This window comes from Nonomuraea monospora (assembly GCF_039531895.1).
GTDB lineage: Bacteria > Actinomycetota > Actinomycetes > Streptosporangiales > Streptosporangiaceae > Nonomuraea > Nonomuraea monospora.
On sequence record NZ_BAAAQX010000003.1, the window covers coordinates 368134 to 382842 of the forward strand.

General features: G+C 69.9%; 14 protein-coding genes. 6 read left to right on the forward strand and 8 right to left on the reverse strand.

Going from position 1 to position 14709, the window contains the following annotated elements; translation table 11 throughout:
* Positions 1 to 363, forward strand: a complete 363-nt coding sequence (locus tag ABD331_RS08215; protein WP_148435086.1) for a DUF742 domain-containing protein — start codon at positions 1 to 3, stop codon at positions 361 to 363.
* On the forward strand, positions 344 to 922 hold the full coding sequence (locus ABD331_RS08220) for a GTP-binding protein (RefSeq protein WP_148435087.1): 579 nt from the start codon (positions 344 to 346) through the stop codon (positions 920 to 922). The genes ABD331_RS08215 and ABD331_RS08220 overlap by 20 nt, the downstream gene beginning before the upstream one ends.
* Here ABD331_RS08220 and ABD331_RS08225 read toward each other — a convergent pair.
* Positions 919 to 1716 carry a nitroreductase/quinone reductase family protein gene (locus ABD331_RS08225; RefSeq protein ID WP_344472219.1) on the reverse strand — a complete coding sequence of 266 codons (798 nt, stop codon included), beginning with the start codon at positions 1714 to 1716 and terminating at the stop codon, positions 919 to 921. The two genes, ABD331_RS08220 and ABD331_RS08225, sit on opposite strands and share 4 nt — an antisense overlap.
* A gap of 75 nt (positions 1717 to 1791) precedes the next feature.
* On the opposite strand from ABD331_RS08225, the gene ABD331_RS08230 reads away from it, so the two are divergent.
* The gene (locus ABD331_RS08230) at positions 1792 to 2241 is read left to right on the forward strand and encodes a MarR family winged helix-turn-helix transcriptional regulator (RefSeq protein WP_344472221.1); all 450 of its coding nucleotides are present in this window, start codon (positions 1792 to 1794) and stop codon (positions 2239 to 2241) included.
* Here ABD331_RS08230 and ABD331_RS08235 read toward each other — a convergent pair.
* Complete coding sequence (locus tag ABD331_RS08235) at positions 2238 to 3035, reverse strand: ABC transporter permease (protein WP_344472223.1); 798 nt, start codon at positions 3033 to 3035, stop codon at positions 2238 to 2240. The two genes, ABD331_RS08230 and ABD331_RS08235, sit on opposite strands and share 4 nt — an antisense overlap.
* The gene (locus ABD331_RS08240) at positions 3032 to 3964 is read right to left on the reverse strand and encodes an ATP-binding cassette domain-containing protein (RefSeq protein WP_344472225.1); all 933 of its coding nucleotides are present in this window, start codon (positions 3962 to 3964) and stop codon (positions 3032 to 3034) included. The genes ABD331_RS08235 and ABD331_RS08240 overlap by 4 nt, the downstream gene beginning before the upstream one ends.
* Positions 3965 to 4043: 79 nt before the next feature.
* On the opposite strand from ABD331_RS08240, the gene ABD331_RS08245 reads away from it, so the two are divergent.
* Positions 4044 to 4805, forward strand: coding sequence for a TetR/AcrR family transcriptional regulator (locus ABD331_RS08245; RefSeq protein ID WP_344472227.1), 762 nt, complete (start codon positions 4044 to 4046; stop codon positions 4803 to 4805).
* Positions 4806 to 4809: 4 nt separating this feature from the next.
* Here the strand turns inward: ABD331_RS08245 and betA are convergent, their stop codons facing one another.
* The 5 genes from betA to ABD331_RS08270 are packed head-to-tail and all read right to left on the reverse strand — an operon-like array spanning position 4810 to position 11324.
* A complete protein-coding gene (betA, locus tag ABD331_RS08250) occupies positions 4810 to 6435 on the reverse strand; it encodes a choline dehydrogenase (protein WP_344472229.1) in 1626 nt (541 codons plus the stop codon).
* Positions 6432 to 7343: an ABC transporter substrate-binding protein gene (locus ABD331_RS08255; protein ID WP_344472231.1), complete on the reverse strand. Its 912-nt coding sequence runs from the start codon at positions 7341 to 7343 to the stop codon at positions 6432 to 6434. Before ABD331_RS08255 ends, betA begins: the two co-directional genes overlap by 4 nt.
* 50 nt (positions 7344 to 7393) lie before the next feature.
* Positions 7394 to 8374, reverse strand: a complete 981-nt coding sequence (locus tag ABD331_RS08260) for an ABC transporter substrate-binding protein (RefSeq protein WP_344472233.1) — start codon at positions 8372 to 8374, stop codon at positions 7394 to 7396.
* Positions 8371 to 10287, reverse strand: coding sequence for an ABC transporter permease (locus ABD331_RS08265; RefSeq protein ID WP_344472235.1), 1917 nt, complete (start codon positions 10285 to 10287; stop codon positions 8371 to 8373). Before ABD331_RS08265 ends, ABD331_RS08260 begins: the two co-directional genes overlap by 4 nt.
* On the reverse strand, positions 10284 to 11324 hold the full coding sequence (locus ABD331_RS08270) for a quaternary amine ABC transporter ATP-binding protein (RefSeq protein WP_344472237.1): 1041 nt from the start codon (positions 11322 to 11324) through the stop codon (positions 10284 to 10286). The genes ABD331_RS08265 and ABD331_RS08270 overlap by 4 nt, the downstream gene beginning before the upstream one ends.
* A gap of 339 nt (positions 11325 to 11663) precedes the next feature.
* Here ABD331_RS08270 and ABD331_RS08275 point away from each other — a divergent pair, with 339 nt between their 5' ends.
* Both ABD331_RS08275 and ABD331_RS08280 read left to right on the forward strand, forming a co-directional pair.
* Positions 11664 to 14288: a nitrate- and nitrite sensing domain-containing protein gene (locus ABD331_RS08275; RefSeq protein WP_344472239.1), complete on the forward strand. Its 2625-nt coding sequence runs from the start codon at positions 11664 to 11666 to the stop codon at positions 14286 to 14288.
* On the forward strand, positions 14285 to 14707 hold the full coding sequence (locus ABD331_RS08280) for a roadblock/LC7 domain-containing protein (RefSeq protein ID WP_148435097.1): 423 nt from the start codon (positions 14285 to 14287) through the stop codon (positions 14705 to 14707). The genes ABD331_RS08275 and ABD331_RS08280 overlap by 4 nt, the downstream gene beginning before the upstream one ends.
* The last annotated feature ends 2 nt before the right edge of the window (positions 14708 to 14709 follow it).

Sequence of the window (14709 nt, forward strand, 5' to 3'; positions counted from 1 at the left end):
GTGTACGGCGCTGACGGGACCGGGGACGAAGAGCCCCTGTTCCGTCCTTACGCGGTGACAGGCGGCCGATCGGAGCCGCGTTATCACCTCGCGATGGAGACGTTGATCTCGTCGATGTCGATCCCGGACGACGAGATGGCCATGCTCACCCCCGAGCAGGAGGCCATCATGCAGTTGTGCAGGTCGTTCCGGTCGGTCGCCGAGATCTCGGCCCTGCTCCGCGTCCCGCTGGGCGTGGCCAGAGTGCTCGTGGCGGACATGTCCGACGAAGGGCTTGTCCGCCTGCACCAGCCACGCCTCAGCCAGGGACAGCCAGACCTCAACATGCTCGAAAGGGTGCTCAGTGGACTACGCAGGCTCTAGCGCCGGCCTCACGTCGACGAAGATCGTCGTCGCCGGTGGCTTCGGCGTCGGTAAGACGACGTTCGTGGGGGCGGTGTCCGAGATCCTCCCGCTCACCACGGAGGCGGTCATGACCGACGCGTCCGCGGGCATCGACGACCTCGGTCTGACTCCGCACAAGCAGACCACGACCGTGGCGATGGACTTCGGCCGACTGTCGCTCGACCGTGACCTGATCCTCTACCTGTTCGGCACGCCCGGTCAGCACCGCTTCTGGTTCATGTGGGACGACCTGGTGCGCGGCGCGATCGGCGCGGTGGTGCTGCTCGACACGCGCCGCCTGGCCGACAGCTTCCCTGCCATCGACTACTTCGAGGAGGCCAAGCTGCCGTTCGTCATCGGGGTCAACGGCTGGGACGGGCAGTTCCCGCACTCCGACGACGAGGTCAGGGAGGCGCTCGCGCTGTCACCGGGGGTGCCGATCGTGCGGACCGACGCCCGTAACCGCGAGTCGGTCAAGTCGACGCTGATCTCGCTGGTCGAGCACGTCGTACGGCTGCGCGCCACCGCCGTCCACTAGCTCGCCCATGGCGCCCGCTCCAAGGAGTTGAGCACCGGTACGAGCTGCTCCTCCTCGTAGGCGAAGTGGGCCTCCAGCTCCGCGGCGATCCTGTCGAGCGTCGCCGCGCCGGGGCCGCCGCGCAGCTCCCCGGCCAGCCTGGCGATCACGACGTGCTCGTCGCGCAGCCGGTCGAGGGGCTCCTTCAGCTCGGGGAACAGCCGCTCCAGGTGCGGGAACGCCACGCGGTCCTCGCCGGTGTGGTGGAAGGTCAGCGCCTCGCAGAAGGCCAGGCAGTGCGTACGCAGGTCCTCGCCCGCGCCCGCCTCACCGGCTCGCAGTTTCGTCAGCTCGCCCCTCAGGTAGGCGTGGATCCTGACCAGCTCGTCCCCGACGGCCCGCAGCCGCTCACTCTCGGGGTAGAGGGCGACGACGGGGATCACCCGGGAGGTTCCGGCCTGGTACGCCGCGAAGGCCGGGTCGAGCTCGGCCTGGCGGGCGTACATGCGGTCGCGTTCGTCCCCTTCCAGCGGCACCGCCCTGGCCGCGAGCGTCTCCCGCCCCAGCTCCACGGTCACCCTCGGCTGGGCGACGACGTTGTGGTACCAGGCCGGATGCGCGGCGGCCCCCGCGTTGGACGCGAAGACCAGGATGCGGTCACCGTCACGCAGGTAGACGGCCGGGTTGGTGCGCCTGCGGCCCGTCCTCGCGCCCACGGTGGTCAGCAGCACCAGCGGGGCGCCCTCGAACATGCCGCCCACCTGGCCGCCGTTCGCCCTGAACTCCTCGATCACCTGCTGATTGAAGTCCGTCAACTCACTATCCTTCTGGGGAGATGCGGATGTATTTGCTTTGCAACCAAAGCTAATTTAGACAGCAAGGTATTGGTGATGTCAACCGACGGTTTGAGCGTGGACGACGGGATCAGGACGTTGCTGCTGCTGATGCCGCGCATGGTGGGGCGGGCCAAGCGGCTCAAGGTGCCCGAGGAGCTGCAGCAACTGTCGCTGGCGCCCCGGCACCTGTCGCTGCTGGCGTACCTGCTGTTCGACGGCTCGATGACGGTCAACGAACTGGCCGCCCGGCTGGAGGTGGCGCCCGCGACGGTCAGCCTCATGGTGGGGGAGCTGAGCAGGAAGGGCGTGCTGGAGCGGCGCGAGGACGACGCCGACCGGCGCCGCACCATCGTCAGCATCGCCGACCGGCACCAGGACGCGATCAACGAGTGGCTCGGCTACGGGGCCAAGGCGTGGCGGCGGGCGCTGGAGCCGCTCACGCCCGAGCAGCGGCGGCTGTTCGTGGACACGCTGCGCGCCTACGAGAGCGCGCTGTCGGGCTAGCGGTCCAGGCGCTGGTAGAGCCGTACGGACAGGACGAAGAACACCGCGGTGATCACCATCGGCCACACCACCGCCATCGGGATCGCGTGCTGGGCCACCCACGAGTCGCCGCCCCAGCCCGGGTTCCCGAACAGATCCCTGGCCGCCGCCACCGTGGACGACAGCGGGTTCCACTCCGACAGCGTCCCCAGCCATCCCGGCATCGTGCCGGGCGCGACGAAGGCGTTGGACAGGAAGCCGATCGGGAACTCCAGCGTCTGCACCGCCACCACCGCGCCCGGGTCGCGGGCGCGCAGGCCCAGGTAGATGCCCGCCCACAGCAGGGAGAAGCGCAGGAACAGCAGCAGCGCCACCGCGCCGAGCGCGCCGGGGAGCGTGGCCGGGCGCCAGCCGACCGCCAGGCCGCAGGCCAGCAGCCCGGCCAGGACGAGCACCGAGTTGAGCAGGTCGGCGATGGCGCGGCCGATCAGGACGGCCGACGGGGCCATGGGCATGGAGCGGAAGCGGTCGGTGACGCCCTTGGAGGCGTCGGTGGTGACGGCGATCATGGTGGCGCTGAGGCCGAAGAGCATCGTCATGCCGTACATGCCGGGCATCAGGAAGGCGAAGTAGTCGGCCCCCTCGGGCACCCGCACCGCGCCGCCGAACAGGTAGCCGAAGGCGAGGGTGATGACGATGGGGAAGATGATGCCGAACACCACCGTCATGGGCTGGTTGGCCCAGTGGATCAGGTCGCGGCGGGCCACGGTCCAGCCGTCGGCCAGCGCCCAGCGCAGCCTCTCCTGAACGATCATCTGGAGCCACCTCCGGTGAGGTCGAGGAAGACTTCGTCGAGGGTGGGGCGGCGCAGCGCCACGTCCTCGGCCTCGATCCCGGCCGCCGCCAGGGCGGTCAGGACCTCGGTGAGCGCCTGGACGCGCTCGCTGACCGGCGCGCTCACGCGCCGGGTGTCGCGATCGACCTCGGCGGGCCCCGACGCGACCCGGCCGATGATCCCGGCGGCCTGAGCCAGCAGCTCAGGGTCGTGGACGACCACGTCGAGCCGGTCGCCGCCGAGCTTGGACTTCAGCTCGTCGGGGGTGCCCTCGGCCACCACCCGGCCCGCGTCGATCACCGAGACACGGTCCGCGAGCTGGTCGGCCTCCTCCAGGTACTGCGTGGTCAGCAGCACCGTGGTGCCGCCGGAGACCAGGTCGCGCACCGCGCGCCAGATCTCCGCGCGGCTGCGCGGGTCGAGGCCGGTCGTCGGCTCGTCGAGGAAGAGCACGGGCGGCGCCAGGATCAGGCCGGCCGCCAGGTCAAGGCGGCGGCGCATGCCTCCGGAGTACTCCTTGGCCGGCCCCTGGTGCTCCAGGCCGAACCGCTCCAGCAGCTCGCTCGCCCGCGAGCGGGCCTCGGCCGCGCTCAGGTGGTAGAGGCGGCCGAACAGCTCCAGGTTCTGCCGGCCGGTCAGCAGCTCGTCCACCGCCGCGTGCTGGCCGACCAGGCCGATGGTGCGGCGCACCTGGCGGGGCTGGGTGGTCACGTCGAAGCCGGCCACCTCGGCGCGCCCGCCCGACGGCCGCAGCAGCGTGGTCAGGATGCGCACGGCCGTCGTCTTGCCCGCGCCGTTGGGGCCGAGCAGACCGCAGACGGTGCCGCGCGGCACGTCCAGATCGATGCCGTCCAGCGCCGCCTTCTCGCCGTACGTCTTGCGCAGGGCCTGCGCGAGTACCGCTGTCATGGTGTCGTCCTTCCGAATCGTACGCCGTACCGTACAGCATACGACCCACAGCGGCAACCGTACGTTGTACCGTACGAAGGTGACAGTTGAGTACTCGGGAAAGGGTGACCCCGCCCGCAGCCTGGCGCTGCTCTGGCGCACCAGCGAGCGCGCCAGCCGCAAGGGCAAGCCGGAGCTGAGCGTGGACCGCATCGTGCGCGCCGCCATCGAGGTGGCCGACGCGGAAGGGCTGCAGGCGCTGTCCATGCGCCGCGTGGCCGAACGGCTCGGCGTGGGGACGATGTCGCTCTACACGTACGTGCCCGGCAAGCCGGAGCTGTTCGACGTCATGCTCGACACCGTCTACGGCGAGACCGCCAGGCCGGACGACGTGCCGGGCGGCTGGCGGGGCAGGCTGGAGCAGATCGCCAGGGAGAACTGGGCGCTCTACCTGCGCCATCCCTGGCTGCTGCAGGTGGCGGCCAACCGGCCGGTGCTCGGGCCCAACGTCACCGCCAAGTACGACTACGAGCTGCGCGCGGTCGACGGCATCGGCCTGTCGGACCTGGAGATGGACTCCGTGATCACGCTGATCACCGGCTTCGTGCACGGCACGGCCAGGGGCGCGGTGGAGGCCGCGCAGGCCGAGAGCGAGACGGGCCTCACCGACGAGCAGTGGTGGGCCGCGCACGCGCCCTTCCTCAGCCGGATCGCCGATCCCGCCCGCTACCCGACGGCCTCCCGGGTGGGGCAGGCCGCGGGCGAGGCGCTCAACGCGGCCTACAGCCCGGAGCACGCCTTCGAGTTCGGGCTGCGGCGGGTGCTCGACGGCGTCGAGGTGCTGGTCAACCAGCGAGGCTGAGCTCTCAGGTGTGCCGGTGGAACTCCACCGGCTCGGGCGGCAGCGGGGTGTTGCCGAGGATGAGGTCGGCTGACTTCTCGGCGAGCATCATGACCGGCGCGTAGATGTTGCCGTTCGTCACGTACGGCATCGCGGAGGCGTCCACCACCCGCAGCCCGTCGAGCCCGTGCACCCGCAGCGTGTCGGGGTCGAGCACCGACATCTCGTCGGTGCCCATCCGGCAGGTGCACGACGGGTGGAGCGCGGTCTCGCCGTCCTTGGCGACCCAGGCGAGGATCTCCTCGTCCGTCCGCACCGACGGGCCGGGCGAGATCTCGCCCCCGTCCAGGTCCGCCCACGCGGGCTGCGACAGGATCGCCCTGGCGTGCCTGATCGCCTCCACCCACTCGCGCCGGTCCTGCTCGGTGGACAGGTAGTTGAAGCGCAGCGCGGGCTTGCGGCGCGGGTCGGCGGAGACGACGCGCACCGAGCCGCGGGCGTCGGAGTACATCGGCCCGATGTGCACCTGGTAGCCGTGGCCGCCCGCCGGGGCGGAGCCGTCGTAGCGGACGGCGATCGGCAGGAAGTGGAACATCAGGTTCGGGTACGCCACGTCGTCGTTGGACCTGATGAAGCCCCCGGCCTCGAAGTGGTTGGTCGCTCCCGGGCCGCGGCGCAGGAAGAGCCAGTCGGCGCCGATGAAGGGGCGCCGCCACAGGGCCAGGGAGGGCTGCTGGGAGACGGGCCGCGTGCACGCGTGCTGCACGTACACCTCCAGGTGGTCCTGGAGGTTCTCGCCGACGCCCGGCAGGTCGTGCACGACGTCGATGCCGAGGGGCTCCAGCAGCGCGCGCGGGCCGACGCCGGAGAGCTGGAGGAGCTGCGGGGTGTTGATCGCGCCGCCGCAGAGGATGACCTCGGCGGCGTCGATGCGCCGGCCGTCGCAGATGACGCCGACCGCGCGGGTGCCGTCGAAGAGCACCTTCTCCACGAAGGCGCGCGTCCTGACCTTGAGGTTCCGGCGGTGGCGCACCGGGTGGAGGTAGGCGCGGGCGGCGCTGAGGCGGCGGCCTCGGTGGACGTTGCGGTCGAAGGCGGCGAAGCCCTCCTGGCGGTAGCCGTTGACGTCGTCGGTCAGCGGGTGCCCGGCCTGCTGGACCGCCTCGAAGAACGCCTCGAACAGCGGCCCGCGCGCGGGGCCGCGCTCCAGCTTGAGCGGCCCGTCCTTGCCGCGGAAGGCGGTGCCGGGGTCGGCCAGGCAGTTCTCCATGCGCTTGAAGTACGGCAGGCAGTGCGCGTAGTCCCAGTGCTTCATGCCGGGGTCGGCGGCCCAGCGCTCGTAGTCGAGGGGGTTGCCGCGCTGGAAGATCATGCCGTTGATGCTGCTGGAGCCGCCGAGCACCTTGCCGCGGGCGTGGTAGATCCGCCGGCCGTTCATGTGCGGCTCGGGCTCCGACTCGTACTTCCAGTCGTAGAACCGGCTGCCGATGGGGAACATCAGCGCCGCCGGCATGTGGATGAAGACGTCCCACAGGTAGTCGGGCCGCCCCGCCTCCAGCACCAGCACCGACGTCGCGGGGTCGGCGCTCAGCCGGTTGGCCAGGGCACAGCCGGCCGAGCCGCCGCCCACGATGACGTAGTCGAACCTCAACGGGGGATCCAGTCCTTCCACACGATCTTGTTCTCTTCCACCCACCGGCGCGCGGCGTCCTCGGCGCTCATCTTCTCGTTGATCATGTCGCTGGCCACGGCGTTCTGGTCGTCGTTGGTCCAGTTGAAGTTGCGCACCAGCTCGTACGCCTGCCCGCCCCGCTCGGCGAACCGCCGGCTGACGATCTTGTCCAGCAGGTACGGCGGATAGTCGCAGGCCACCGCGGCCGGGTCGTCGTCGCAGCCCACGGCGTAGGCGGGCAGCGCGACCTTGACGAGCTTGACCTTGGTGAACAGCCATTGCGGCTCGTAGAAATACATGAGCAGCGGTGTCCGATTCTTCGTCGCCGCCTGGGCCGCCTTGATCAGCGCGGCCTCGCTGCCCGAGTAGACGACCTGGTAATTGAGCTTGAGGTTCTTGACGATCGCCTCGTCATTTGTAACGAATGTCGGATCTCCGTCGAGCACCTGTCCGGCATTTCCGGTTTTTTCGGTCCGGAAGAGTGGGGCGTACTTATTGAGGTTTCGGTAGTCCGTAATGTCGGGGTACTTTTTGGCCATCCACTCGGGGACGTACCAACCGATCACCCCCTTGTTACCGGTGAGCCCAGCCGACAGCGCCACCTTCTTCTCTTCGATGTACTCCTTCTTCCAGTCGTTGTGACCCCAGCTTTCGACGATCACATCGACCTTGCCGGTCTCGAAATCGCGCCACGACTGATCCTCTTTCACGGCACGCTTGTTGACCTTGTAACCCAGCTCGTGCTCCAGCAGGTACGCCAGCACGGCGGCCTGGGCCTCGTACCCCACCCAGGCGTGGATGTCGATGTTGACCGTCCCCTTGGCCTGCGCCGAGGACTCCGGCTCGCCGCTGGAGCAGGCCGCCAGGAGCAGGGTCAGCACGAGCATCCCCGAGAGCGTGCGCGGCCCCGCCGGGCGGGGCCGCGTCGGCGACGGGATCACTTGGGTATCCACGCCTGCCACTTGGCCGTGTTGGCCTCCACCCACTTCTTGGCGGCCTCCTCGCCGGTCATGCCGTTGTTGGTCATGTCGTCGGCGACGGCGTTCTGGTCCTCGTTCGTCCACGAGAAGTTCTTGACCAGCTCGTACGCCTTCCCGCCGGTCTGCGCGAACTTCGTGCTCACGATCTTGTCGAGGTCCATCTCCGGGTAGTCGCAGGCCACCTTCTTGGGGTCGGCGTCGCAGCCCTCGGTCCAGGCGGGCAGGTTGACCCGGACCAGGTCGGTCTTGCTGAACAGCCAGTGCGGGTCCCAGAAGTAGAACAGCAGCGCCTTCTTCTGCGTCTGCGCCTGCTGGGCGCCCTTGATCAGGGCCGCCTCGCTGCCGCCGACGACCACCTTGTAGTTCAGCTTGAGGTTCTTGATCAGGGCTTCCTCGTTGCTGACGTACGACGGGTCACCGAACAGGAGCTGCCCCTTGTCGCCCGACTCGGAGGTCTTGAACAGGCTCGCGTACTTGTTGAGGTTCTTGTAGTCGGTGATGTCGGGGTGCTCGTCGGCCATCCACTTGGGGATGTACCAGCCGATGACGCCCTTGTTGCCGGTGGAGCCCGCCACCTGGGCGACCTTCTTCTCGTCGATGAACTGCTTCTTCAGGTCGGGGTGACCCCAGTTCTCGATGATGACGTCCACGTCGCCGGTCTCGAAGCCCTCCCAGGCGAGCTGCTCCTTGATCTCGGGCAGCTCGACGGTGTAGCCGAGCTCGTTCTTCAGCAGGTACGCCACGACGTTCGCGCTGGCCTCGTACCCCACCCAGGGGTTGATCGCGATCTTCACGGTGCCGCCGGCCCCCGACACGGAGGCGCTGGACCCGGGCGCGGGGGCGGAGGTGCCTGAGGTGCTGGTGTCGACGGTGGCCCCGCCGCAGCCCGTGGCGGCGAGTCCCAGCACGACGAGGCCTGCGAGCAGGCGAATCTTCATGTGAACTTCCTCTTTCGGGGGGAAGGACGCCTGTCGGCGCCCTGCGTGATGCGGTCGAGCATGACTCCGAGCAGGACGGTCGCGACGCCCGCGACGAAGCCCATGCCGAAGTCGGTGCGCTGGGAGAACCCCGTGACCACGTCGTAGCCGAGGGCCCCCGCCCCGACCAGGCCGCCGACGACCACCATGGCCAGCGTCATCACGATGCCCTGGTTGGCCGCCAGCAGGATGGCCCGCCTGGCCATCGGGAGCTGCACCTTCCACAGGAGCTGGCCGGAGGTGGAGCCGGCCGAGAGCGCCGCCTCGACGACCGTGGCGGGCACGGCCTTGATGCCGTCCTCGACCAGGCGCACCACCGGCGGCACCGCGTAGATGACGGAGGCGAAGATGGCGGTGAACCTGGTCGTCTCGAACAGCGCCAGCGCGGGCAGCAGGTACACGAACGCGGGCATGGTCTGCGCGGCGTCGAGCACCGGCCGCTGGAACGCCGAGTACCGCGGCGAGCGGGCCGCGGCCACGCCGAGCAGCAGCCCGATGACGAGCGTGACCAGCACCGCGACGGCGACCGTGGTCATCGTCTGCATGGTGTGCTCCCACACGCCGAGCAGCGCGATCGCCAGCAGGCAGCCCAGCGCGGTGAGCGCGGCGCGCGCGCCGCTGACCCGCCAGGCCACCACCAGCACGGCCAGCGCGACCAGCCACCAGGGCGCCGAGGTGAGCAGCGACTCCAGCGGGTTGAGCAGCAGGTGGGAGGTGGTGTCCTTGATCCACGTCGTGACCGTGAACCAGTTGTCCTCGGCCCACCGCACGACCTCGTTGACCTCGGCGACCAGGTTGATCGTCAGGCTCTCCGGCCACAGCTTCGGCAGGACGGGGATGAGCGCCAGCCCGGCGACGGCCAGCAGGCACGCTGCGGCGAGGTCGAGGCGGCGGACCCTGGCGTGCGGGTCGCGGCGCGCGAGCGCCATCATCATCCGGTCGAGCACCACTGCCATGATGACGACGGCGATGCCGGCCGGCAGCATGATGCCGACCTGCGCCCTCGACAGGCCGCGGATGATGTCGCCGCCCAGGCCCGGCGCCGAGATGAGGGCGGCGATGACCACCATGGACAGCGCCATCATGATCGTCTGGTTGATCGCCAGCGCCATCGTGGGCCTGGCCAGCGGCAGGTAGACCTTGAACAGCGTCTGCCGCCGCGTGGCGCCCAGCGAGGCGGACGCCTCGACCGCCGTGGGGGAGACCCCGGAGACGGCCAGGGCCGTGATGCGGATCGCGGGCGGGATCGAGTAGATCATCGTCGCGATGGCCCCGGCGGGCGCCCCGATGTGGAAGAACAGCGCGAGCGGCGCCAGGTAGGCGAACGTCGGCATGATCTGCATGACGTCCAGCACCGGCGTGACCGCCCGGCGCACCCTGGAGTCGAGCCCGGCCCAGACGCCGATCGGGATCCCGATCGCCAGCGACAGCAGCACCGCCACCGCGACCAGGGCCAGCGTGTCCACGCTGGACTCCCACAGCCCCAGCACGCCGAACGCGCTCACCCCGGCGACCGTCAGCAGCGCGATCCGCCAGCCGCCCGCGAGCCAGGCCAGCGCGCCCATGACGCCGGTGATGCCGGGCCAGCCGAGCCCGTACAGGACGGTCTCGAACAGGGCGTAGAGGGAGCCCACGAACAGGCGGATGTAGTTGAGGAAGTACAGGAAGAGCGGGTTGTCGTTGCGGTGGTCGTCGATCCACTCGCGCAACTGCGTGACGGCCAGGAACTGCGGCGCCTCCTTGTCGTGCGGCAGCGTCCCCGTGCCGCGGAAGACCAGGTACGCCACCACGAACAGCAGCGCCACCCCGGCAGGCGCGGTCCATCTCGGCAACCCCGCCGGCCGGGAGGGCGTCGGGACGGCCGTGCTGCTCATGCCGCTTCCTGGCCCGACAGGAAGGCGAGCAGGTCCACCCGGTCCACCACGCCCACCAGCTCCTCGCCGTCCACCACCCTGATCGGGCGGGACGAGGAGGAGGCGACGCCGATGGCGTCCTTGATGAGGGTGGCGGCGGGTAACGCGGGCCCGTCGAGCGGCTCGCCCTCCTCGGGCGCGCGGCTGATCCAGCGCAGGGTCAGCACGTGGCTCCTCGGCACGTCGCGGACGAAGTCGGCCACGTAGTCGTCGGCCGGCGCGCCCACCAGCTCCTCGGCCGTGCCGAGCTGCACGATCGAGCCGGCCCGCATGATCGCGATGCGTTCGCCCAGCTTGAGCGCCTCGGACAGGTCGTGCGTGATGAACACCATGGTCTTGCCGACTTCCCGGTGCAGCCTGATGACCTCGGTCTGCATGTCGCGTCTGATCAGCGGGTCGAGCGCGCTGAACGGCTCGTCGAACAGCATCACCTCGGGCTCCACGGCCAGCGCCCTGGCCAGGCCCACCCGCTGCTGCATGCCGCCGGAGAGCTGGTCGGGGTAGGAGTCGGCGTAGCCGTCGAGGCCGACGAGGGCGAGGATCTCCGCCGCGCGCGCGTGCCTGGCCTGCTTGGCGGTGCCCTGGATCTCCAGCCCGTACGCCACGTTGTCGATCACCTTGCGGTGCGGCAGCAGGCCGAAGTGCTGGAAGACCATGCTGACCCGGTGGCGGCGGATCTCGCGGAGCCGGGCGGGGGAGGCGGCGCGCACGTCCTCGCCGGCGATCATGATCTCGCCGGCGCTGGGCTCGATGAGCCTGGTCAGGCAGCGGACGAGGGTGGACTTGCCGCTGCCGGACAGGCCCATGACGACGAAGACCTCGCCGGGGCGCACCTCGAAGCTCACGTCACGGACGGCGGCGGTGCAGCCGGTCTTCTCCCTCAGCGCGGCGGGTTCGAGGTGTCTGTCCTCGCTGTCCAGCACTTTGTCTGCCTTCGAGCCGAAGATCTTCCACAGGCCCGCAACGGTGATCGCCGCGTTGTCGGGAGAAACTCCCACACTCGCCTCCTCGTTTGACGTGGCTCAACATATGTCGGCAATGGCGAGATTCTCAACGCCGTGACTGTCAAGAGATGCCGCAGCGTCAACCGCGTTACTCGATTGGAACGCGCTAATCGCCCATAAGGGGACATTTATTCTGTTAAAGGTTTATTTCGTGCCTGTGGTGCTTCCGGCATGGAGCGCCAGGTTCTATCCTCATGAGTCACGCGAACCATCTTTTGTCGCGTTATGTTCGCTTGGCCACGAGCCATGTGATGTGTTGAAATAACCGGCACTTGCTGATTTCCCCCAGGACACAGACTCCTCAAATACGCCGATTCGGGCGAGGTGCGTGCGGTGAGTACAGAGCTGGGCGTCAAGCAGGCCGGCGAGAGTCGCTGGCGGCTGCGCAATTGGCGTGTCCGGGCACGACTCGTCGCCCTCATCATGGTCCCGACCGCCGCGGCCGTGCTCCTGGGCGGCATCCAGGTGCTCGCCTCGACGTCCGCGGCCTCCGACTACGCGCGGACCAACCAGTTCGCGCGGCTCTCCGCCGAGCTGGGCGGGCTCACCCACCTCGTCTCCGGCGAGCGCGCCAGGACCGCCTGGTACATCGCCCGCAACCGGCCCGCCGACGGGCTGTCCGAGGTGCAGGCCCAGATGAACCAGGTGGACCTGACGGCCAGGACGGTACGCGGCATCGCCGGTCAGCTCATGACCGAGTCCACCGGCCGCACCGCCGACCAGCTCGAGAACCTGCTCAACCGCCTCGACGACCTTACCTCGCTGCGCAAGCAGGCGCTGGACGCCAACCTGCTGCCCGGACCGGCCGTCGAGCTCTACACCACGGTCGTCAACGACCTGCTCTCCGTCCACACCGAGCTGGTCAAGGGCAGCGTGGACGACGAGCTGTTCCGCCAGACGAGCATGCTCGACAGGCTCGCCCGCGCCAAGGAGAGCCTGTCCTACCAGCAGGCGCTGGTCACCGTCGTCCTGGTCGAAGGCGCCTTCGACCAGGACCAGCTCAAGCGCTTCCTCGGCGAGCAGTCCGTGGAGTCCACCGAGCGCAGGGGCTTCGCCACCGAGGCCACCGCCGAGGAGCGGCGCTTCTTCGACGAGACCGTCAACGGCCGCACCGCCGACCGCATGCTGTTCCTGCGCGAGCTGGTGCTGATCAGAGCCACCAAGGGGCTGCCGCTGCGCGGCCTCGACCAGGCCAAGAAGGACGACGCCACGGAGTGGTACGACGCGGCGAACGTCGTCGTCGACGCCATGCGCAAGGTCGAGGAGCGCCAGGCCCAGGGCATCGTCATCCGCAGCGAGGCGCTCAGCGCCGACGAGCGCACGCGGGCCTTCCTCACCGCGGGCGCCGTGCTCGCGCTGCTCGTCGCCATCCTGCTGATCACCACCGGCGTCGCCAGGTCGCTGGTCCGGCCGCTGCGCCGCCTGCGCGGCGAGGCCCTGGAGATCGCCGGACGGCGGCTGCCCGAGTTCGTCCAGCACCTGCGGGAGACGCGCGACGGCGAGGTCACCGCCGAGGTGCCGCCCATCGGGATCTTCTCCAAGGACGAGGTCGGCGAGGTCGCCCGCGCCTTCGACGAGGTGCACCGCGAGGCCGTGCGGCTGGCGGGCGACGAGGCCAAGCTGCGCTCCAACGTCAACGCCATGTTCGTCAACCTCTCCAGGCGCAGCCAGACGCTGGTCGAGCGGCAGCTCACGCTGATCGAGAAGCTGGAGAAGGGCGAGCGTGACGACGCCCGGCTCGGCGACCTGTTCAAGCTCGACCACCTGGCCACCCGCATGCGCCGCAACAGCGAGAACCTCCTCGTCCTGGCCGGGCAGGAGGCGGCCCGCAAGTGGAGCGAGCCGGTCGAGCTGATGGACATCGTGCGCGCCGCGCTCGGCGAGGTCGAGAGCTACGACCGGGTCAGCATCCAGGTGCAGTCGGACGTGGCCATCGCCGGGCAGGCCGTCACCGACGTGGTGCACCTGCTGGCCGAGCTGGTCGAGAACGCCGTCTCCTTCTCCTCCCGCGACACCAAGGTGATCATCTCCAGCAGCCGGATCGACGGCGGCAGCCTGATGCTGTCGGTCACCGACGCCGGCATCGGCATGGCGCAGGACGAGCTGGCCGAGGCCAACTGGCGGCTGGCCAACCCGCCCGTCGTGGACGTGTCGGTGTCGCGGCGGATGGGACTGTTCGTGGTCGGGCGGCTGGCGCTGCGGCACAACATCCGCGTGCAGCTCAGGCGGCAGGACGTCGGCGGGCTGACCGCCATGGTGCTGATCCCGCCGATGCTGCTGACCGCGGTGCCGGGGACGAACCAGCGGGTGCAGGTGCCGCGGCAGGGCGGCGGGGCAGCGCCGCTGGACAGGCCGATGGACAGACCACTGGACAGGCCGATGGAGACGCCGCTGGACGTGCCGCGTCCCGGCTCGGTGCTCCGGCCGCTGCCCTCCTACCCCTCGGCGCCGCCGGCCGAGCCCAGCGGGTACCCGTCGTTCGCCACCGGAGGGCATCCGTCGTTCGACACCGTGCCGCCCGCGCCCGAGCCGTCGTCCTGGTTCAGCTCGGCCCACCCGCACTCCACCAACGGCCAGTCACCCGCGGACATGCCCCCCGTCGCGGGCCCGCCCACCGGCGAGGAGTACCTGCCGATCTTCGCCTCCGTGGAGGAGAGCAGCTGGTTCAGCAAGCCCGCCCCCACCGCCGACCACCGCGACACCGCTTGGACCACGCCCGCCGACCAGGCGTGGCAGGCCGCCGACGCGACGGCGGAGCCCGCGCAGAACGGAACCACCAGCTCGGGCTTGCCCAAGCGCACGCCGCGAGCGAACCTGGTACCGGGCACCGCGAGCCCGCAGCCGCCGCCACCCGTTCCCGGGCCACCGGTGTCCCCCGACCGTCTCCGCAGCAGGCTGGCCAGCTACCAGCAGGGCATGCGCAAGGGACGCGCCGAGCTCGACGAGGAGGACTCATGAAGGAGCTCAGCCAGGCCGCCAGGGATGTCAACTGGCTGGTCAGCGGCTTCGTCGAGGAGGTCCCCGGCGTCGCGCACGCGGTCGTCGTCTCCGCCGACGGCCTGCCCATGGCCTACTCCCGTGGCTTTCCCAAGGACCGCGCCGACCAGCTCGCCGCCATCGCGGCCGGCCTGGTCAGCCTGACCGGGGGAGCGTCACGCGTCTTCGAGGGCGGCGGGGTCACCCAGACCCTCATCGAGATGCAGCGCGGCCTGGTGCTGGTGATGTCCATCAGCGACGGTTCCTGCCTCGCGGTGCTGGCCGCACCCGACTGCGACATGGGCCTGGTCGCGTACCAGATGACGATCCTGGTGGAGCGCGCGGGGCAGGTGCTCACACCTGCCGTACGGGCGGAGCTCTCCGCCACGCGCCCGTGGTGAAT

Excerpts from the sequence above, each read along its gene's own strand:
- ABD331_RS08230 (WP_344472221.1), top strand. The coding sequence starts at position 1,792 with ATGTCAACCGACGGTTTGAGCGTGGACGACGGGATCAGGACGTTGCTG.
- ABD331_RS08235 (WP_344472223.1), bottom strand. The coding sequence starts at position 3,035 with ATGATCGTTCAGGAGAGGCTGCGCTGGGCGCTGGCCGACGGCTGGACC.
- ABD331_RS08240 (WP_344472225.1), bottom strand. The coding sequence starts at position 3,964 with ATGACAGCGGTACTCGCGCAGGCCCTGCGCAAGACGTACGGCGAGAAG.
- ABD331_RS08255 (WP_344472231.1), bottom strand. The coding sequence starts at position 7,343 with ATGCTCGTGCTGACCCTGCTCCTGGCGGCCTGCTCCAGCGGCGAGCCG.
- ABD331_RS08260 (WP_344472233.1), bottom strand. The coding sequence starts at position 8,374 with ATGAAGATTCGCCTGCTCGCAGGCCTCGTCGTGCTGGGACTCGCCGCC.
- ABD331_RS08265 (WP_344472235.1), bottom strand. The coding sequence starts at position 10,287 with ATGAGCAGCACGGCCGTCCCGACGCCCTCCCGGCCGGCGGGGTTGCCG.
- ABD331_RS08280 (WP_148435097.1), top strand. The coding sequence starts at position 14,285 with ATGAAGGAGCTCAGCCAGGCCGCCAGGGATGTCAACTGGCTGGTCAGC.